At 65.8% G+C, this 16216-nt stretch carries 23 protein-coding genes and 4 tRNA genes; 21 read left to right on the top strand and 6 right to left on the bottom strand.

What is annotated here, in order from left to right:
- From A0O31_RS06565 to A0O31_RS06600, 8 genes are all read left to right on the top strand, one after another.
- On the top strand, positions 1–519 hold the full coding sequence (locus tag A0O31_RS06565; protein ID WP_071677176.1) for a DUF3341 domain-containing protein: 519 nt from the start codon (positions 1–3) through the stop codon (positions 517–519).
- Positions 515–1024 (top strand): c-type cytochrome, encoded by a 510-nt coding sequence (locus A0O31_RS06570; RefSeq protein WP_203226814.1) that lies wholly within the window; start codon positions 515–517, stop codon positions 1022–1024. The genes A0O31_RS06565 and A0O31_RS06570 overlap by 5 nt, the downstream gene beginning before the upstream one ends.
- On the top strand, positions 1008–2009 hold the full coding sequence (locus A0O31_RS06575; RefSeq protein WP_071677178.1) for a hypothetical protein: 1002 nt from the start codon (positions 1008–1010) through the stop codon (positions 2007–2009). The genes A0O31_RS06570 and A0O31_RS06575 overlap by 17 nt, the downstream gene beginning before the upstream one ends.
- 87 nt (positions 2010–2096) lie before the next feature.
- Entirely contained in the window at positions 2097–3233 is a 1137-nt protein-coding gene (locus tag A0O31_RS06580) for an NAD(P)/FAD-dependent oxidoreductase (protein ID WP_071677179.1), read from the top strand.
- 8 nt (positions 3234–3241) lie between these two features.
- A complete protein-coding gene (locus A0O31_RS06585) occupies positions 3242–3850 on the top strand; it encodes a helical membrane plugin domain-containing protein (RefSeq protein WP_203226789.1) in 609 nt (202 codons plus the stop codon).
- 60 nt (positions 3851–3910) lie between these two features.
- On the top strand, positions 3911–4258 hold the full coding sequence (locus A0O31_RS06590) for a DUF190 domain-containing protein (protein ID WP_071677180.1): 348 nt from the start codon (positions 3911–3913) through the stop codon (positions 4256–4258).
- A gap of 44 nt (positions 4259–4302) precedes the next feature.
- A complete protein-coding gene (locus tag A0O31_RS06595) occupies positions 4303–4905 on the top strand; it encodes a sulfite oxidase-like oxidoreductase (RefSeq protein WP_071677181.1) in 603 nt (200 codons plus the stop codon).
- Between the two features lie 26 nt (positions 4906–4931).
- A complete protein-coding gene (locus tag A0O31_RS06600) occupies positions 4932–5198 on the top strand; it encodes a hypothetical protein (protein ID WP_071677182.1) in 267 nt (88 codons plus the stop codon).
- Here A0O31_RS06600 and A0O31_RS06605 read toward each other — a convergent pair.
- The 4 genes from A0O31_RS06605 to A0O31_RS06620 are packed head-to-tail and all read right to left on the bottom strand — an operon-like array spanning position 5174 to position 7679.
- The gene (locus tag A0O31_RS06605) at positions 5174–5977 is read right to left on the bottom strand and encodes a histidinol-phosphatase HisJ family protein (RefSeq protein ID WP_071677183.1); all 804 of its coding nucleotides are present in this window, start codon (positions 5975–5977) and stop codon (positions 5174–5176) included. The two genes, A0O31_RS06600 and A0O31_RS06605, sit on opposite strands and share 25 nt — an antisense overlap.
- Positions 5967–6563, bottom strand: coding sequence for a hypothetical protein (locus A0O31_RS06610; RefSeq protein WP_071677184.1), 597 nt, complete (start codon positions 6561–6563; stop codon positions 5967–5969). Before A0O31_RS06610 ends, A0O31_RS06605 begins: the two co-directional genes overlap by 11 nt.
- Positions 6524–7096 (bottom strand): DNA-3-methyladenine glycosylase family protein, encoded by a 573-nt coding sequence (locus tag A0O31_RS06615; RefSeq protein ID WP_071677185.1) that lies wholly within the window; start codon positions 7094–7096, stop codon positions 6524–6526. The genes A0O31_RS06610 and A0O31_RS06615 overlap by 40 nt, the downstream gene beginning before the upstream one ends.
- On the bottom strand, positions 7089–7679 hold the full coding sequence (locus A0O31_RS06620; protein WP_071677186.1) for a nicotinamidase: 591 nt from the start codon (positions 7677–7679) through the stop codon (positions 7089–7091). Before A0O31_RS06620 ends, A0O31_RS06615 begins: the two co-directional genes overlap by 8 nt.
- A 55-nt stretch (positions 7680–7734) precedes the next feature.
- Between A0O31_RS06620 and metF the strand changes: the two genes are divergently transcribed.
- Positions 7735–8616 (top strand): methylenetetrahydrofolate reductase [NAD(P)H], encoded by an 882-nt coding sequence (gene metF, locus A0O31_RS06625; RefSeq protein WP_071677187.1) that lies wholly within the window; start codon positions 7735–7737, stop codon positions 8614–8616.
- Here metF and A0O31_RS06630 read toward each other — a convergent pair.
- Together A0O31_RS06630 and A0O31_RS06635 are read right to left on the bottom strand one after the other, a co-directional pair.
- Positions 8613–9908, bottom strand: coding sequence for an MBL fold metallo-hydrolase (locus A0O31_RS06630; RefSeq protein WP_071677188.1), 1296 nt, complete (start codon positions 9906–9908; stop codon positions 8613–8615). The two genes, metF and A0O31_RS06630, sit on opposite strands and share 4 nt — an antisense overlap.
- 13 nt (positions 9909–9921) lie before the next feature.
- Positions 9922–11046, bottom strand: coding sequence for a transposase (locus A0O31_RS06635; protein WP_008632315.1), 1125 nt, complete (start codon positions 11044–11046; stop codon positions 9922–9924).
- Positions 11047–11306: 260 nt separating this feature from the next.
- Here A0O31_RS06635 and A0O31_RS06640 point away from each other — a divergent pair.
- The 12 genes from A0O31_RS06640 (at position 11307) to rplL (ending at position 16168) form a co-directional block, all read left to right on the top strand.
- A tRNA-Thr gene (locus A0O31_RS06640) sits at positions 11307–11382 on the top strand.
- 11 nt (positions 11383–11393) lie between these two features.
- Positions 11394–11479: transfer RNA gene (locus A0O31_RS06645), tRNA-Tyr, on the top strand.
- A gap of 25 nt (positions 11480–11504) precedes the next feature.
- Positions 11505–11580: transfer RNA gene (locus A0O31_RS06650), tRNA-Gly, on the top strand.
- A 3-nt stretch (positions 11581–11583) separates the two neighbouring features.
- Positions 11584–11659: transfer RNA gene (locus tag A0O31_RS06655), tRNA-Thr, on the top strand.
- A 67-nt stretch (positions 11660–11726) separates the two neighbouring features.
- Entirely contained in the window at positions 11727–12947 is a 1221-nt protein-coding gene (gene tuf / locus A0O31_RS06660) for an elongation factor Tu (RefSeq protein ID WP_071677189.1), read from the top strand.
- A gap of 44 nt (positions 12948–12991) precedes the next feature.
- Entirely contained in the window at positions 12992–13156 is a 165-nt protein-coding gene (gene rpmG, locus A0O31_RS06665) for a 50S ribosomal protein L33 (protein WP_071677190.1), read from the top strand.
- Positions 13156–13338 (top strand): preprotein translocase subunit SecE, encoded by a 183-nt coding sequence (secE, locus tag A0O31_RS06670; RefSeq protein ID WP_071677191.1) that lies wholly within the window; start codon positions 13156–13158, stop codon positions 13336–13338. Before rpmG ends, secE begins: the two co-directional genes overlap by 1 nt.
- Positions 13335–13889 (top strand): transcription termination/antitermination protein NusG, encoded by a 555-nt coding sequence (nusG, locus tag A0O31_RS06675; protein ID WP_071677192.1) that lies wholly within the window; start codon positions 13335–13337, stop codon positions 13887–13889. The genes secE and nusG overlap by 4 nt, the downstream gene beginning before the upstream one ends.
- A 43-nt stretch (positions 13890–13932) precedes the next feature.
- Positions 13933–14376 carry a 50S ribosomal protein L11 gene (gene rplK / locus A0O31_RS06680; RefSeq protein ID WP_071677193.1) on the top strand — a complete coding sequence of 148 codons (444 nt, stop codon included), beginning with the start codon at positions 13933–13935 and terminating at the stop codon, positions 14374–14376.
- Positions 14369–15058 (top strand): 50S ribosomal protein L1, encoded by a 690-nt coding sequence (gene rplA, locus A0O31_RS06685; RefSeq protein WP_071677194.1) that lies wholly within the window; start codon positions 14369–14371, stop codon positions 15056–15058. The genes rplK and rplA overlap by 8 nt, the downstream gene beginning before the upstream one ends.
- A gap of 200 nt (positions 15059–15258) precedes the next feature.
- The gene (gene rplJ / locus A0O31_RS06690; protein WP_071677938.1) at positions 15259–15780 is read left to right on the top strand and encodes a 50S ribosomal protein L10; all 522 of its coding nucleotides are present in this window, start codon (positions 15259–15261) and stop codon (positions 15778–15780) included.
- A 10-nt stretch (positions 15781–15790) separates the two neighbouring features.
- A complete protein-coding gene (gene rplL / locus A0O31_RS06695) occupies positions 15791–16168 on the top strand; it encodes a 50S ribosomal protein L7/L12 (protein ID WP_071677195.1) in 378 nt (125 codons plus the stop codon).
- Positions 16169–16216 lie beyond the last annotated feature (48 nt).

The following is a 16216-nucleotide window of genomic DNA, read 5'->3' on the forward strand; positions in this document are numbered from 1 at the left end:
ATGCTTTACGGCTACATGGCCTACTTTGACACTCCAGAAGCCTTGCTATCGGCCCTAAGGGCGCTCAAGCGGGAGGGGTACCGCCGCCTCGAGGCCCTCACCCCCAACCCCGTGGAGGGGATTGAGGAGGTGCTTGGGGGGGATGGGCGCATCCCCTGGGTGGCCTTCTTTCTGGGGGTGTTGGGGGCGGGGCTTGGGCTTTTCCTCCAGGTCTACACCACCCTGGACTACCCCCACAACGCCGGGGGCAAGCCCCTTTTGGGCTGGCCCGCCTTCATCCCCGTGACCTTTGAGCTCACCATCCTCACCATCACCGTGGGCATCTTTCTGTATCTTCTCTACATTAACGGCCTACCCCTGGCCGCCCACCCGGCGGTGCGGGCCCGGGACTATCTGGAGGTGCTCCTGGACCGGTACGGGGTCTTCCTCTACGCCACGGACCCCCGCTTTGACCCGGAGGCCACCAAGGCCCTCCTCCAGGCCCTGGGGGCGGAGGTGGAGGAGGTGCGCCGTGATTAGGTTCCTCCTTCTCCTCCCCCTCCTTTCCGCCTGCGGCTGGATGTGGGACCAGCCCAAGGCCAAGGCCTTCCGCCCCGCCCCCCTCCAGGTGGAGGTCCCCGAGGAGCGGGTGCGCTTCGGGGAGAACCTAAACCCCGAGGTGCGCCTTGGGGTGAAGCCGGAAGGGGGTTTTGCGGAGAACCCTTACACCTTCGCCGAGGCGGATTGGGTGCGGGGCAAGGCGCTTTACGGGAGCTTCTGCGCCATCTGCCACGGGGTGAGGGGGGAAGGGGATGGCCGGGTCATCCCCCTAGGGGTGCCAAAGCCCCGCTCCTTCCACGATCCCGGCGTGCGGGCCATGCCCGAGGGCTACTTCTACTTCGCCGCCACCAACGGTTTTGGCAGGATGCTTTCCTACAAAAGCCGCATCCCGGAAAGGGAGCGCTGGCTCATCGCCCACTACATCAAGCGCTGCCTCCTGGATGCGGCCTGTCCCAAGGAGGTAATGGATGCAGAGGTCCATTGAGGCGCCCCGCGCTTGGCCTTGGGCCTTGGGCCTAGGGCTTTACGCCCTGGCCTTCCTCTTCGGTGCCCCCGCCGCCTACTTCCCCTTCGCCTTCTTCCTCCTCCTCTCCTTGGGGGCGCTCCTCGTCCTCCTCCTCCACAACGCCCTCACGAGCCGCTGGGGGGTTCCCCTGGAGCCCTACCTCTACCCCTTGGCCCGGCTCCTTCCCCTTATGGGGCTTTTGGGCCTACCCTTTTTCCTCTTCCTGCCCGAGCTTTTCCCCTGGGCGCGGCCCGAGGCCCTTGCCGACCCCATCCTGCGCCACCGCTCGGCCTACCTGAATGCCCCTTTCCTGCTCCTCCGCTACGTCCTCTTTTTCGCCCTCTTCGCCCTTATCCTGGCCCGGCTCCGCCCCGGGGAGCGCCGGGCGGAGGTGGGGGCTTATGGGCTTGCCCTCACCTTCGCCGCCGCCACCTTCCTCACCTACGACCTCTTCAAGAGCCTCGAGGCCCACTTCTACTCCGCCTCCTACGGGGCCATCCTGCTCCTTTCCGCTGTCCTCCTGGCCCTTTCCCTGGCCGTGGCCCTGGCGGTCCGGCGGGGGACGGCGGCCCTTCTGGGCCAGGCCCAAAACCACACCAACCTCCTCCTGGCCTTTTCCATCATCTGGATTTACGTGGAGGCCACCACCCTCATCATCGTCTGGGGCGGTGACCTCCCCCACGAGGTGGAGTTCTACCTGAAGCGCCTGGAGGGCCCCTGGGACGAGGTGGCGGCCTTGTGGGTGGTGGGGGGGTTTTTCCTCCCCTTCCTCTACCTCCTCACCAACCCGCCCAAGCGGGAGGCCCGCTTCCTCCTTCCCGTGGCCCTTTGGATCCCCTTCTTCCGCCTCCTCCACCTGGCCTGGTACCTCCTCCCCGCCTTGGGCCGGGGGGTGGGGGTGGGGGAGGTCCTGGGGTTCCTGGGCCTCGGCCTCCTCTTCGCCACCAGGCTACGCCAGGGCTAGGCGGGGCATTTGCACCTACCTTCACGAGGGGTCCAGGGGGAAACTGGACTTAGGGGTACACGGTATAGGTACCCAAGGAGGTAGAAGATGGCGACGAAGGTTCTGGTCCTGGGAGGCGGTTCGGGCGGCCTGGTGGCGGCCAACAAGGTGAAAAAGCTCCTCGGGAAGGAGGTGGAGGTCACCCTGGTGGACCGGAACGCCTACCACGAGTTCATGCCCGCCTACCCCTGGGTGGCCTTCGGCATGCGGGAGCCCGAGCAGGTGCGTAGGCCCCTCGCCAACCTGGAAAAGCGGGGCATCCAGTACCTCCAGGCCACGGTGGAGGCCCTGGACCCGGCCCACAACAAGGTGAGGACGAGCGCCGGGGAACTTACCTACGATTACCTCATCGTCTCCTTGGGGGCGGAGGCCATGCCTTCCCCCGCCCAGGACGGGTATGCCCCCTGGAGCCTCGAGGGGGCCCTTAGGCTCCGCCAGGCCCTGAAGGACTTCCGGGGCGGCCGGGTGGTGGTGGGGGTTTCCTCCCCCTACTACCCTTGCCCCCCTGCCCCGTACGAGGTGGCGGGCCAGGTGGAGTTCGCCCTCAAGGTGAAGGGGGTGCGGGAGAAGAGCACGGTGGAGGTCTTCCACCTAAACCCGGCGCCCTTGGCGGGTATGGGGCCGGTGATCTCCGGCAAGGTCATGGAGATCCTCCGCGCCAAGGGCATCGCCTTCCACGGGGAGTTTGAGCCGGTGGCCTTTGAGGGGGGCAAGGTGAAGGCCAAGGATGGGCGCGAGCTCGCCTACGACCTCCTCATCCTCACCCCGCCCTTCGCCCCCAACCGGGTGGTGCGGGAATCCCCCCTGGCCGGACCCAACGGCTTCCCCGAGGTGCACAAGTCCACCTTCCGCTCCCCCAAGTTCCCCAACGTCTTCGTCATCGGCGACACGGTGAACCCCTCCCTGATGCTGCCCCCCGCCGGGGTGGTGGCCCACTTCCAGGGGGAGTACGTGGCCGGGGTCATCGCCTCCGACCTCAAGGGGGCCTATATCGGCGAACCCTTCAACCCCGTGGCCATGTGCATCATGGACTTCGGGGACAACGCCCTCCTGCCCCAGTGCTCCTTTGAAAGGCTGCTGGCGGGCACGGGCATGCCCTCCTGCGGCGTGATGGCCGTGGGCAAGTGGGTGCGGGTGACCAAGATGCTCTTTGAGGGCTTCTGGTTCGCCACCCTAATCGAGTAGGAGGGGCCATGGAGAAGACCCTGACGGTGGAGGAACGCCTGGCCCGAATTGAGGAGGTTTTGGAGAAAAGCGGGCTTGGCCTGTTGGCGCAAATAGGCACGGGGGAGACCCTTGCCGAGAACCTGGGCCTCCTTCTAGATCCCAAGAACCTGGAGCTCGTTTCCCTCCTCGCCCGCTTCCTGGACCAGGCGGAGGCCCTGGGGAAGTTGGCGGAAACCCTGGAGAAGCTGGAGAAGTCCGGGGCTTTAGCCTTCCTCGGCCACCTCTCGGAGAACTTCGGCGAGGGCCTGGGGATGCTTATGGAGCCCCAGCTCCTCCGGCTCATCTCCCACGGGGCCAACGTTTTGGACATCCTCTCCCGCATTGAGCCCGCCGCCATCGGCATGATGGCGAGCGCCCTGGAGCGGGGGCTTGCGGAGACCTTCACCCCCGAGACCCTGCGGGAGCCTCCCCGGGTGGGCCTGGCGGGCATCCTCAAGCAACTGGCCGACCCCGAGGTGCAAAAGGCGCTCGGGGTGCTCTTCCTCCTCCTCAAGGCCCTGGGCAAGGCCTTTGGCCACATGAACGAGGACATGAAGGCCCTCGAGGGCCTCATGGCCAAGATGATGAAGAAGTAGCCCTGCCATGGGGGTGGGGGCCGGGAAGCTTCCCGGCCCCTTTTGTGGTAGCCTTTTCCCATGGCCGAGAACCCTGGGGGCCTTTCGGGCGAGGCGCTGCTCCTCCGCATCTTCCTCGGGGAGTCGGACCGGTTTGGGGGCCGCCCCCTTTACGAGGCCATTGTCCTGGAGGCGAAGCGGCGGGGCCTGGCGGGGGCCACGGTGCTCAAGGGCTTCATGGGCTATGGCGCCCATTCCCGCATCCACACCGCCAAGGTCCTCCAGCTTTCCGAGGACCTGCCCGTGGTGGTGGAGATCGTGGATACGGAGGAAAAGGTCCAGGCCTTTTTGCCGGTCCTGGAGGGGATGGTGAGGGAGGGGCTCATCACCTTGGAGAAGGTGCGGGTCCTCCGCTACCAAAGCCGGTAAGCGCCCTTCCTTTTTCCTTGGGCTTTCCCCGCTAGCCTAGGGGTATGGAGCGGATCCCTCCGGGCCAGATCGTCACCGAGCGCTTCCCCATCCTCACCTACGGGGAAGAGCCTGAGGTTGCGCCAGGGGAATGGCGCTTTAGCCTTTCGGGCTTGGTGGAGGTCCCCCTTACCCTCACCTACCAGGACCTCCTGGCCCTACCCCAGGTGGAGGTGGTGCGGGACTTCCACTGCGTCACCCGTTGGAGCCGGCTGGACGTGGCCTGGAAGGGGGTGCGGGTCCGGGACCTTTTGGAAAAGGCCCGCCCCAAGCCCGAGGCGGTGGCCGCCTTGGTCCATTCCTACGGGGGTTACACCACCAACCTCCTCCTGGAGGACCTCCTGCGGGAGGATGTGCTCCTGGCCCACACCCTCTTCGGCAAGCCCCTTCCCCCGGAGCGGGGCGGCCCCGTGCGCCTTTTGGTCCCCCATCTCTACGCCTGGAAGAGCGCCAAGTGGGTGCGGGGCATAACGCTCCTAGACCACCTGGAGCTGGGCTTCTGGGAGCGGATGGGCTACCACTGGCGGGGGGATCCCTGGCGGGAGGAGCGCTTCCAGGAGGGCCCCATCCCCGCCGCAAGCCTTAGGTTTCGCAGTAAGAAAACTTGATATAATAGGGCTAAGGAGGTGGGAGGATGGCCCTGAGGGAAGCCCAGGTCAGGGTAGAGGAGGCCTTGCGGGCCTACGAGGCCTGTGTGGAACGGGAGGCCATGGAGTACGGGGAGGAGTACGAGCGGGTCACGTACATGGAGTACGAAGCCCCCGCGCCCGACCCCTGCGCCGAGGCCTTTTCCCGCCTGCTGGCGGCGGTGCGGGCCTACGAGGCGGCGGGGGGAAGGCGGGAGGAGCTGGACCTTAGGGGCAAGGAAGAAAAAGTCTACGAGGCCCTAGACAAGGGATAGGCCCGGGGCCTTCCCTCCTGGAAGTAGAAGGCTTCCCGGTAACCTGCCCGTAGGAGGAGCGCCGCCGCCTCCTGGAAGGCGAAGCCCACCTGGTCCGGCCGGTGGGCGTCCGAGCCCAGGACCACGCCAATGCCAAGCTCCCGGGCCCGCTTTAGAAGGACAAGGGCAGGGTAAACCTCCCGGGCCGGGTTGCGAAGCCCAGCGGTGTTCACATCCAGGAAGAGCCCCGCCTCGGCCACGGCCTTTAGGGCGGGCTCGGCCAGTTCCAAAAGGGCCTCCTCGGGCAAGCGGTGGCCGAACTTCTTGGGCAGGTCCAGGTGGCCGATGGCGTGGAAGAGGCCGCTTTGCGCCGCCCGTTCCACCTCGTGGAAATAGGAGCGGAAGACCTCCTTGAGCTCGCGCCAGGCGTACTCCTCCTGGTGGTCCGGGTGGTCCAGGGGCCAGGCGCCCAGGTAGTGGACGCTCCCGATGACGTAGTCAAAGGGGTAGCTCTTGAGGAGGGTTTGCACGAACGCCTCCGTGCCCGGGTGGAAGTCGGCCTCGAGGCCGATCCCCACATAGAGGTCCGGGTGAAGCTCCCGCACCCGTTCCAGGGCCAGGAGGTAGAAGGGAAGCTCGGAAAGGCGCATGCGGCTTTGGGGGTCGTACCAGGCGGGCATGGGGCTGTGGTCGGTGAAGATGAGGCCCCTTAGCCCCGCCCTCCTGGCCTGGAAGAGGTACTCCCCCGGGGCCCCTTCCGCATGGCCGCAGAGGGGGGTGTGGACGTGGCTATCCACCATGGGGCCATTCTATTCGGACGAGGAGCCCCCGCCAGGCGTAGGCCACCACCTCCTCTCCCAGGGCCTGGGTGAGGTCTAGGGAGAGAAAGGGGTCCTCCGTGGGGATTTCCGCTTCCTGGACCAAAACCGGGGCAGGCGGGGAAAGGAGGGAAGGGTAGCGCTCCAAGATGGCCTCCACCTCAAAAGCGCTCGCCCAGATCCGCTTGAGGGCGAAGAGGGCCTCCTTGGGGCTTGGGGCTGGGTGGGCATCCCCTTTTCCCGCCCGGCGGAGGAGGAAGGGCCCCCGCCCCTTTAGGCCCTCCAGGAAGGCCTCGGCCCGCTCGGGCAGGAGGTAGCTTTCCCGCACCGCCTTCTTGGCCTCTTCGGCGGCCCAGACCAGCCTTTCCTCGTCAATGCGCACGCCAAAGACCCCGTGGAAAAGCCTTTCTATGCGCTCGGGGAGGTTGTTCAAGCGGAAGAACTCCTCCTCTAGCCCCACCACCCAGGTGGGAGCCAGGGGGAAGCCCAAGGCCAAAGCCCGCCGCAAAAGGGCCATCTCCCCCTCGCCTAGGGCCCTTTCCAAGGGGATGATTCCAGGCTCCGCCATAGGTACCACGCCAGGTGGCTCCGGTAGGGACGGAAGGGCTCGCCAAAGGCGGCGAGGGCCTCGCCCTCTATCCCGAAGAGGGCCTTGGCCGCCCGCCTTAGGCCCAGGTCCCCCACGGGCCAGACATCGGGGCGCCCCAGGCCGAACATGAGGAACATCTCCGCCGTCCAAGGGCCCACGCCCCGCACGCCACAAAGCCTTTCCTTTACGGCCTCGTCCTCCAGGTCTGCAAGGTCCTGGAAAAGCCCTTCCATGGCCTTCTTCGCCAGGTCCTTTAGGGCTAGGGCCTTGGACCGGGAAAGCCCCGCCTGGCGCAGGGCCTCGAGGGGGGCCCGTAGCACGGCCTCAGGCCTGGGTTCCACCCGTTGCCAAAGCCTTCCGGCGATGGTTTCCGCCGCCTTGGTGGAAAGCTGCTGGGCCACGATGCTTTCCGCCAGGACCCGGAAGGGGTCCCGCCGGGGCACGGGGTGGGGATGGAAGGGGGCGGGCCCGTGGCGCTCCCAGAAGGCCAGGAGGAGGGGGTGCTCAAACAAACCGCACCCCTTCGGCCCGGGTCACCTTGCCCTGGTAGAGGAAGGTGACCTGGCGGAGGGCGGCCTGGAGGTCAAAGGGGGTCAGGGCGCTGGTGGCGTCCTCGGGCAGGACCACCTGGTACCACCGGAGGGCGGCGGAACCGGCGGTGTGGAGGACGCAGATGTTGGCCACGGTGCCCGTGACCACCACGTACTTTACCCCCCATAGGTGCAGGTAGTGGTCCAAGGGGGTGCCGTAGAAGGCGTCGTAGCGCACCTTCTGCACGATGAGGTCGCCGGGCTCGGGCTTAAGCTCGTCCAGAATCTCCGCCCCCCAGGTGCCGGCCACGGCGTGCCGGGGCCAGATCTGGAACTCGGGGTCGTCCTCCCGGTGCCAGTCCTGGGTGTAGACCACCCTGGCCCCCGCCGCCCGGGCCCGCTCCAAAAGGAGCCGGATGGCGGGAACGCTCTTGGGGGCGTCGGGCACGAAGAGGGCCCCTTGGGGATGGGCGAAATCGTTCTGCATGTCCACCACGAGGAGGGCCGTTTCCTTGGCGGGCAGATCTAGGCCTTCTACCTTGGGGATCTCGGGAATCTCCACCATACCCCCATTGTGCCACCCTTGACCGGGGGTAGGGGAGGGGCTACACTCCTATAGCATGAAAATACGGGACCTCCTCAAAAACCGTCAGGGGCCCCTTTTCTCCTTTGAATTTTTCCCCCCTAAGACGGCGGAGGGGGAGGAGGCGCTTTTCCGCACCATGGCCGAGCTCAAGGCCTTCCGCCCCGCCTTCGTGTCCATCACCTACGGGGCCATGGGGAGCACCCGGGAAAGGAGCGTGGCCTGGGCGAGGAGGATTCTCGCCCTCGGCCTAACCCCCCTGGCCCACCTCACCGTGGCGGGGCAAAGCCGGGAAGAGGTGGAGGAGGTCCTGGGGCGCTTCGTGGAAAGCGGGGTGGAAAACCTCCTCGCCCTTAGGGGGGACCCGCCCCAGGGGGAGCGGGTCTTCCGGCCCCATCCCGAGGGCTTCCGCTACGCCGCCGAGCTCGTGGCCCTGATCCGGGCGCGCTACGGGGAGGGGGTTTCCGTGGGCGGGGCCGCCTACCCGGAAGGCCATCCGGAAAGCGAAAGCCTCCAGGCCGATCTCCAGCATTTCAAGGCCAAGGTGGAGGCGGGCTTGGACTTCGCCATCACCCAGCTTTTCTTCAACAACGCCCACTACTTCGGCTTCCTGGAGCGGGCCCGGCGCATGGGCATCCATATCCCCATTCTTCCTGGCATCATGCCCATCACCAACTACGCCCAGCTCCGCCGCTTCACCGAGGTCTGCGGGGCCAGCATCCCTGGGCCCCTTCTTTCCCAACTGGAGCGCCACCAGGACGACCCCAAGGCCATCCTGGAGATTGGGGTAGACCACGCCACCCGCCAGGTGGCGGAGCTTTTGGAGGCCGGGGTGGAAGGGGTCCACTTCTACACCCTGAACAAAAGCCCCGCCACCCGCATGGTCCTGGAGAGGCTGGGCTTCCGCCCGGGGGCCTAGACCTCCACCCCTTCGCCGAAACTCCCGAGCCCCACCTCCTGCCCCCGGAGGGCAAGGAGCTTGCCCAGGGCCAGGAGCTTGTCCTCTTCCCCGTGGACCAGGAGCACCCGGGGTTGGCCCTCGAGCCAATCCAGAAGCTCGTCCTGCCCCGCGTGGCCGGAGAAGCCGCCCAGGGTGTGCACCTCGGCCCTAAGGGGCACCTCCTGCCCCAGGAGGCGCACCCGCTCGGGCCTGGCGATGATCTCCGCTCCCAGGCCCCCTCGAGGCTGGTACCCCACGAAGACCAGGGCGTTTCGGGGATCGGATAGCCCGTGCTTCAGGTGGTGCAGAATCCTCCCTCCCGAAAGCATCCCGCTTCCCGCAATGACCACCATGGGCCCAGCTTCTTGGGCCAAGGCTTTGGACTCCTCCGCGCTTTCCACCACCCGCAGCGCCCGGGGACGGAAAGGGTTTTTCCCTTGGAGGAAGTAGGCCTGCACCTCCTCGCTAAAGTAGGGCACGAGCCTCGGGTATAGCTCCAAAACCCTTCCTGCCATGGGGGAGTCCAGGAGGATGGGGGCCTTGGGGAGGCGGTGGCCGTTCTCGTAAAGGAGGAAAAGGATTTCCTGCGCCCGCTCCACGGCGAAGGAAGGGATGAAGACCTTCCCGCCCCGGCTCAAGACCCGGTCCAAGATCTCCAAAAACTCTTCCACCGTGGCGGCGAAGGAGCGGTGGGGCCGGTCGCCGTAGGTGCCTTCGGAGAGGACCAGGTCCGCCCTAGGGGGAAGGGAGGCGTCGGGGAGCACCACCTTTTCGCGGTTACCCAAGTCCCCGCTATATACGAAGGTCTTCCCCTCCCCTTGGGCCACCACGAAGGCGCTCCCCGGTAGATGCCCGGCCTGGGAGAGGGAAAGGGTGAGGTCGCCCAAGCGGAGCCACTCCCCGTACTCCAGGGGCTTGGCGTGGCGGAAGACCTCCTCCACGTCCTCCTCCTCAAAGAAGGGCCTTTCCATAACCTTCAACGCATCCTCCAGAACGATGCGCATCAGGAGGAGGGTGGCCTTGGTGGCGTAGACGGGGCCGCGAAACCCCTCGCGGAAGAGCCGGGGGAGGCGGCCCACGTGGTCCAGGTGGGCGTGGCTGAGGACCACCGCCTCCACCCCCTTGGGGTCAAAGCCAAAGGGGGCGTGGTTCTTCTCCTCCTCCTTGCCCTGGAACATGCCGCAGTCCAAAAGCACCCGTCTCCCCTCGGCCCAAAGGAGGTGGCAGCTTCCCGTCACCTCCCGGGCGGCGCCAAAAGGTACGATGCGCATGCCCTTCAGGGCTTTACCCAAAACTCCTTCCTCGCCCTCCCTTAGCCTGCTTCAAGAGTTCTTGGGTGACTTCATAGTTGAGCAGGCGAACCAGGCCCCTCAGGAGCAGGTACGGACCATCCCTCTCGCTGGGCAGCCCCAGCTTGCCCCCGAGCTGCAAAAGAAACCCCTTGAACGGATCCCCCAACCGCTCAACTTCCCAAAGGAACACCGCCAGCCCCAGCAAAACCGCCACCACCTTCCGGATCCGGGCAAGCCCCCGCACCTGGAAGGTCTCAAGCCCCAGCCCCGTCTTCAAAAGCCGGAAGAACCGCTCCACCTCCCACCGCCTGCGGTACGCCTCCACCACCTGCGCCGCCTCCTCCCTCCCCCTCACCGGCAAGCTGGTCAGTAGCCACCACTCCCCACGCCGCCCCAGGGCTGGCACCCGGCAGACCACCAGGTGGAGCCGCCTCCCCTCCACCTCCACCTCCCTCCATCCGAAGTGGAGCCGCACCCGCTGGTACCTGCCCCCTACCCTCAGCTCCACCTCCTCCCCACAGGGAAGGGCCAGGGAAGAAGCCACCTTCGCCAGAGAACCCCCCTCCCCAAGCTTCCGGTCCCGGTAGACCCGCACCACGAACTCCTCCCCCAGGGCCAGCACCTGCCCAAACACCTTCCGGTCGTCAAACCCCCGGTCCGCCACATACACCAGCCTCCTGCCCACGCCCCCCAATCGCTCCCGGGCCGCCTCAATGGCTCCCTCCACCTCCTTGGGCAGGCTGGCAAACCCCCTCTCCCCGTAGGCCACCAGGTGGGCGTACCCCAGGGCCAGCCGCCCCGCGGGGTCCAACCCCAGGGCGGTGAGGAGCTCGTACCCGGGCCGCCTATCCTTCCCCACCCGGGCTATCCCCTCCAGGGCCCGGGCATAGGGCTTGGCCACCGGGCTCAGGTCCAGGAGGACCAGAACCTCCTCACCCTCCAGGGCAGTCGCGCTCTCCTGATAGACCCGGTCAAGGAGGGCTTCTGCCTCCACCCGTGGGTTGGACAGGAAGCGGTAAAGGGCTTTGGCCTGGTGGAAGCGGTTCTGGAGGGGAGAAGGGAGCGAGGCCACCATCTCGCTCACCCGGGCTGAGCCTGCGGCCAAGGCGCCCCGCACCACCTCTTCAAACCGTCGGTGGAGGCGCTTATCGGGGGAAAACGCTCGCAAAACGGCCCGTGAACTCCTGGAGCCTGGCCTCGGCCACCTTGAGCATGTCCATGGATCACCCCCGGTACCAGATACGGGCTGCGCCCGCAAGGGGAGATTTACCACGAAACGGAGATGTGGGTAAAGTCCTCATGCCAATGCCCTTATCTTGACACTCATCCTGGGGTGTGTTAGCCTATTCCCTCGGACAGGGTCCCATCCCCGGTCCTGCCACCCTAGCTCAACAGGCAGAGCACCCGACTTGTAATCGGGGGGTTGGGGGTTCAACTCCCCTGGGTGGCTCCAAAAGAGGGCGTGGGCAGGTGCCCGAGCGGCCAAAGGGGACGGTCTGTAAAACCGTTGGCGCACGCCTACGCTGGTTCGAATCCAGCCCTGCCCACCAAACGGTGTGCTTAAGCACACCCCATGCGGGAGTAGCTCAGTTGGTAGAGCATCGGCTTCCCAAGCCGAGGGTCGCGGGTTCGAGTCCCGTCTCCCGCTCCACGAGCTCGCGTAGCTCAGCAGGTAGAGCACACCCTTGGTAAGGGTGAGGTCGCCGGTTCGAGCCCGGCCGCGAGCTCCATCTTTTTGTCTGCCCTGGGCCTTAGGCCCCCAGGGCGGCCTTTGCGTGCAAGAAAAGAGGAGGAACCATGGCCAAGGGCGAGTTTGTACGGACGAAGCCTCACGTGAACGTGGGGACGATTGGGCACGTGGACCACGGGAAGACGACGTTGACGGCGGCGTTGACGTATGTGGCGGCGGCGGAGAACCCGAATGTAGAGGTGAAGGACTACGGGGAGATTGACAAGGCGCCGGAGGAGCGTGCGCGGGGGATTACGATCAACACGGCGCATGTGGAGTACGAGACGGCGAAGCGGCACTATTCGCACGTGGACTGCCCGGGTCATGCGGACTACATCAAGAACATGATCACGGGTGCGGCGCAGATGGACGGGGCGATTTTGGTGGTATCGGCGGCGGACGGGCCGATGCCGCAGACGCGGGAGCACATTTTGCTGGCGCGTCAGGTGGGGGTTCCGTACATTGTGGTGTTCATGAACAAGGTGGACATGGTGGACGATCCCGAGCTGTTGGACTTGGTGGAGATGGAGGTTCGGGATCTGTTGAACCAGTACGAGTTTCCTGGGGATGAGGTGCCGGTGATCCGCGGGAGCGCGTTGTTGGCGTTGGAGCAGATGCACCGGAATCCTCAGACGAAGCGAGGGGAGAACGAGTGGGTGGATCGGATTTGGGCGTTGTTGGATGCGATTGACGAGTACATACCGACGCCGGAGCGGGACGTGGACAAGCCGTTCTTGATGCCGGTGGAGGATGTGTTTACGATTACTGGGCGTGGTACGGTAGCGACGGGACGGATTGAGCGGGGTAAGGTGAAGGTTGGGGACGAGGTGGAGATTGTGGGGTTGTCTCCGGAGACGCGTCGGACGGTGGTGACTGGGGTGGAGATGCACCGGAAGACGCTGCAGGAGGGGATAGCTGGGGACAATGTGGGGTTGTTGTTGCGGGGTGTAAGCCGGGAGGAGGTGGAGCGGGGGCAGGTGTTGGCGAAGCCTGGGAGCATTACGCCGCACACGAAGTTTGAGGCCTCCGTGTACGTGTTGAAGAAGGAGGAGGGTGGGCGGCACACGGGTTTTTTCACGGGGTACCGTCCGCAGTTTTACTTTCGGACGACGGATGTGACGGGAGTGGTGGAGTTGCCCCCGGGTGTGGAGATGGTGATGCCTGGGGACAATGTGACGTTTACGGTGGAGCTGATCAAGCCGGTGGCGTTGGAGGAGGGTTTGCGGTTTGCCATCCGTGAGGGTGGGCGGACCGTGGGCGCCGGCGTGGTCACCAAAATCCTGGAGTGAGCCCTAGGGGGGAGGCCTCCTCCCCCCTCTTTGCGAGGTGAGGCATGGCCAGCGAGGTCCGCATCAAGATCCTCTTGGAGTGCACCGAGTGCAAGCGCCGCAACTACGCCACCGAGAAGAACAAGCGCAACACCACCTCCAAGCTGGAGCTGAAGAAGTACTGCCCCTGGTGCGACAAGCACACCGTGCACCGGGAAGTGAAGGTCTGATGTTTGCCCGGATTGTCCGCTACTTCCAGGAAGCCCGGGCGGAACTGGCCCGGGTTACCTGGCCCACGCGGGAACAGATCGTGGAGGGCACCCAGGCGGTCCTCCTTTTCACCGTGGTGGCCATGGTGATCCTGGGTTTCTACGATCTGGTTTTCCGCTTTCTCATAGGGCTTTTGCGATGAGCATTGAATGGTACGCGGTCCACACCTACGTGGGGCAGGAGGAGAAGGCCAAGGCCAACCTGGAAAAGCGCATCCAGGCCTTTGGCCTTCAGGATAAGATTTTCCAGGTCCTCATTCCCACGGAGGAGGTGGTGGAGCTCCGCGAGGGGGGGAAGAAGGAGGTCGTCAAGAAGAAGCTCTTCCCCGGTTACCTCTTCGTGCAGATGGACCTGGGGGATGAGGAGGAGCCGAACGAGGCCTGGGAGGTGGTGCGGAGCACCCCGGGCATCACCGGCTTCGTGGGGGCGGGTAGCCGCCCGGTACCCCTCTCCCCGGACGAGGTGCGGCACATCCTCGAGGTCTCCGGCCTCCTGGGCAAGCGGGAGGCCCCCAAGGCCCAGGTGGCCTTCCGGGAAGGGGACCAGGTCCGCGTCGTCTCCGGCCCCTTTGCGGACTTTACCGGCACCGTGACCGAGATCAACCCGGAAAAGGGTAAGGTCAAGGTCATGGTCACCATCTTCGGGCGCGAGACCCCTGTGGAGTTGGACTTCTCCCAGGTGGTCAAGGCCTAAAGGCGTCTGCACCCCCAACTTGGGGGGAGCCTAGGAGGGAAAAATGAAGAAAGTCGTTGCCGTAGTTAAGCTGCAGCTGCCCGCGGGCAAAGCTACCCCCGCACCCCCGGTGGGCCCGGCCTTGGGCCAGCACGGGGCCAACATCATGGAGTTCGTCAAGGCCTTCAACGCGGCCACCGCCAACATGGGGGACGCCATCGTCCCCGTGGAGATTACCATCTACGCCGACCGCTCCTTCACCTTCATCACCAAGACCCCGCCCGCTAGCTACCTGATCCGCAAGGCGGCGGGGCTGGAGAAGGGGGCCCACAAGCCGGGGCGGGAAAAGGTGGGCCGCATCACCTGGCAACAGGTGCTGGAGATCGCCAAGCAGAAGCTTCCCGACATGAACACCACCGACCTGGAGGCCGCCGCCCGCATGATCGCTGGCTCGGCCCGGTCCATGGGGGTGGAGGTGGTGGGTGCGCCGGAGGTGAAGGATGCCTAAGCACGGCAAGCGCTACCGCGCCCTCTTGGAGAAGGTGGACCCCAGCAAGGTCTACACCATTGACGAGGCGGCCCGGTTGGTGAAGGAGCTGGCCACGGCCAAGTTTGACGAGACCGTGGAGGTCCACGCCAAGCTGGGCATTGACCCCCGCAAGTCCGACCAGAACGTGCGGGGCACCGTTGCCTTGCCCCACGGCCTGGGCAAGCAGGTGCGGGTTCTGGCCATCGCCAAGGGGGAGAAGATCAAGGAGGCGGAGGAGGCCGGGGCCGACTACGTGGGCGGGGAGGAGATCATCCAGAAGATCCTGGATGGCTGGATGGACTTTGACGCCGTGGTGGCCACCCCGGACGTGATGGGGGCGGTGGGCTCAAAGCTGGGCCGCATCCTGGGCCCTAGGGGCCTCCTGCCTAACCCCAAGGCGGGCACCGTGGGCTTCAACATCGGGGAGATCATCCGGGAGATCAAGGCGGGGCGGATTGAGTTCCGCAACGACAAGACCGGGGCCATCCACGCCCCTGTGGGCAAGGCGAGCTTCCCCCCGGAGAAGCTGGCCGATAACATCCGCGCCTTCATCAAGGCCCTCGAGGCCAGCAAGCCCGAGGCGGCCAAGGGCACCTTCCTGCGCTCGGTCTACGTGACGAGCACCATGGGGCCGAGCATCCGCATCAACCCCCACTCCTAAGGGGAACCCTTGGGGGCCTGGCTTGACGCCAGGCCCCCTTTCTTTTACACTCCAGGGTGGCACCCCGGGCGCATTGGCGCCCAGGCCCAAGACAGCGGGGGGCTTCAGGCCTTAAACATCCCGCCGAGGCGCTTGAGGGGGAGCGTTTCGTAAAGCCCGAAAACCGGTTGGGGTTCCCCTGCCCCAAAAGGGAGGAAGGCGTGCCAAACAAGCGCAACGTTGAGCTTCTTGCCGCCCTCAAGGAAAACCTTGAGCAGGCGAAAGGCTCCTTCTTCCTCGTGAACTACCAGGGGCTTTCCGCCAAGGAAACCCACGCCCTGCGCCAGGCGCTTAAGGAGAAGGGGGCACGGCTCTTCGTGGCCAAGAACACCCTGATCCGCATCGCCTTGGAGGAGCTTGGCCTACCCAAACTGGATGGGCTTCAGGGGCCGAGCGCCGTGGTCTTCTACCAGGACCCGGTGGCGGCGGCCAAGGCCCTGGTGGAGTTCTCCAAGAAGAACCCCAAGGGCATTCCCGAGGCGAAGGGCGGCCTTCTGCAGGGCCAGGTGCTTTCGGCCAAGGACGTGGCGGCCCTGGCGGAGCTTCCCACCATGGACGAGCTCCGGGCGGAACTGGTGGGCGTCCTGCAGGCGCCCATGGCCGAGCTCGTGGGCGTCCTGGGGGGCGTGGCCCGGGAACTGGTAGGCATCTTGGAAGCGTACGCGGAGAAGAAGGCGGCGTAGGAGGTGGAAGATGGCTTTGGACATTGAACGCATCAAGGAAGAGCTTTCCCAGGCGACGGTTTTGGAACTCAAGCAGCTCATTGACGTCCTCAAGGAGGCTTGGGGCGTGACCGCTGCGGCCCCCGTGGCCGTGGCCGCGGCCCCCGCCCAGGCGGCGGCCGCTGCCCCCGCCGAGGAGAAGACCGAGTTTGACGTGATCCTCAAGGACGCCGGGGCCAAGAAGCTGGAGGTCATCAAGGAGCTTCGTGCCATCACCGGCTTGGGCCTCAAGGAGGCCAAGGACCTGGCGGAGAAGGGCGGCCCCATCAAGGAGGGCATCCCCAAGGCCGAGGCGGAGGAGATCAAGAAGAAGCTCGAGGCCGTGGGCGCGGTGGTGGAGCTGAAGTAAGCCCCCGCCCCACGGGGTGCCCCCCAGGCCCAAAGGGCCTGGGGTTTT

The organism is Thermus brockianus (genome assembly GCF_001880325.1).
Lineage (GTDB): Bacteria > Deinococcota > Deinococci > Deinococcales > Thermaceae > Thermus > Thermus brockianus.

Excerpts from the sequence above, each read along its gene's own strand:
- rplK (WP_071677193.1), top strand. The coding sequence starts at position 13,933 with ATGAAGAAAGTCGTTGCCGTAGTTAAGCTGCAGCTGCCCGCGGGCAAA.
- A0O31_RS06610 (WP_071677184.1), bottom strand. The coding sequence starts at position 6,563 with ATGGCGGAGCCTGGAATCATCCCCTTGGAAAGGGCCCTAGGCGAGGGG.
- rplA (WP_071677194.1), top strand. The coding sequence starts at position 14,369 with ATGCCTAAGCACGGCAAGCGCTACCGCGCCCTCTTGGAGAAGGTGGAC.
- A0O31_RS06580 (WP_071677179.1), top strand. The coding sequence starts at position 2,097 with ATGGCGACGAAGGTTCTGGTCCTGGGAGGCGGTTCGGGCGGCCTGGTG.
- A0O31_RS06575 (WP_071677178.1), top strand. The coding sequence starts at position 1,008 with ATGCAGAGGTCCATTGAGGCGCCCCGCGCTTGGCCTTGGGCCTTGGGC.
- nusG (WP_071677192.1), top strand. The coding sequence starts at position 13,335 with ATGAGCATTGAATGGTACGCGGTCCACACCTACGTGGGGCAGGAGGAG.
- metF (WP_071677187.1), top strand. The coding sequence starts at position 7,735 with ATGAAAATACGGGACCTCCTCAAAAACCGTCAGGGGCCCCTTTTCTCC.
- rpmG (WP_071677190.1), top strand. The coding sequence starts at position 12,992 with ATGGCCAGCGAGGTCCGCATCAAGATCCTCTTGGAGTGCACCGAGTGC.
- secE (WP_071677191.1), top strand. The coding sequence starts at position 13,156 with ATGTTTGCCCGGATTGTCCGCTACTTCCAGGAAGCCCGGGCGGAACTG.
- A0O31_RS06620 (WP_071677186.1), bottom strand. The coding sequence starts at position 7,679 with ATGGTGGAGATTCCCGAGATCCCCAAGGTAGAAGGCCTAGATCTGCCC.
- tuf (WP_071677189.1), top strand. The coding sequence starts at position 11,727 with ATGGCCAAGGGCGAGTTTGTACGGACGAAGCCTCACGTGAACGTGGGG.
- A0O31_RS06605 (WP_071677183.1), bottom strand. The coding sequence starts at position 5,977 with ATGGTGGATAGCCACGTCCACACCCCCCTCTGCGGCCATGCGGAAGGG.
- A0O31_RS06590 (WP_071677180.1), top strand. The coding sequence starts at position 3,911 with ATGGCCGAGAACCCTGGGGGCCTTTCGGGCGAGGCGCTGCTCCTCCGC.
- A0O31_RS06595 (WP_071677181.1), top strand. The coding sequence starts at position 4,303 with ATGGAGCGGATCCCTCCGGGCCAGATCGTCACCGAGCGCTTCCCCATC.
- A0O31_RS06585 (WP_203226789.1), top strand. The coding sequence starts at position 3,242 with ATGGAGAAGACCCTGACGGTGGAGGAACGCCTGGCCCGAATTGAGGAG.
- rplL (WP_071677195.1), top strand. The coding sequence starts at position 15,791 with ATGGCTTTGGACATTGAACGCATCAAGGAAGAGCTTTCCCAGGCGACG.
- A0O31_RS06565 (WP_071677176.1), top strand. The coding sequence starts at position 1 with ATGCTTTACGGCTACATGGCCTACTTTGACACTCCAGAAGCCTTGCTA.
- A0O31_RS06630 (WP_071677188.1), bottom strand. The coding sequence starts at position 9,908 with ATGCGCATCGTACCTTTTGGCGCCGCCCGGGAGGTGACGGGAAGCTGC.
- A0O31_RS06600 (WP_071677182.1), top strand. The coding sequence starts at position 4,932 with ATGGCCCTGAGGGAAGCCCAGGTCAGGGTAGAGGAGGCCTTGCGGGCC.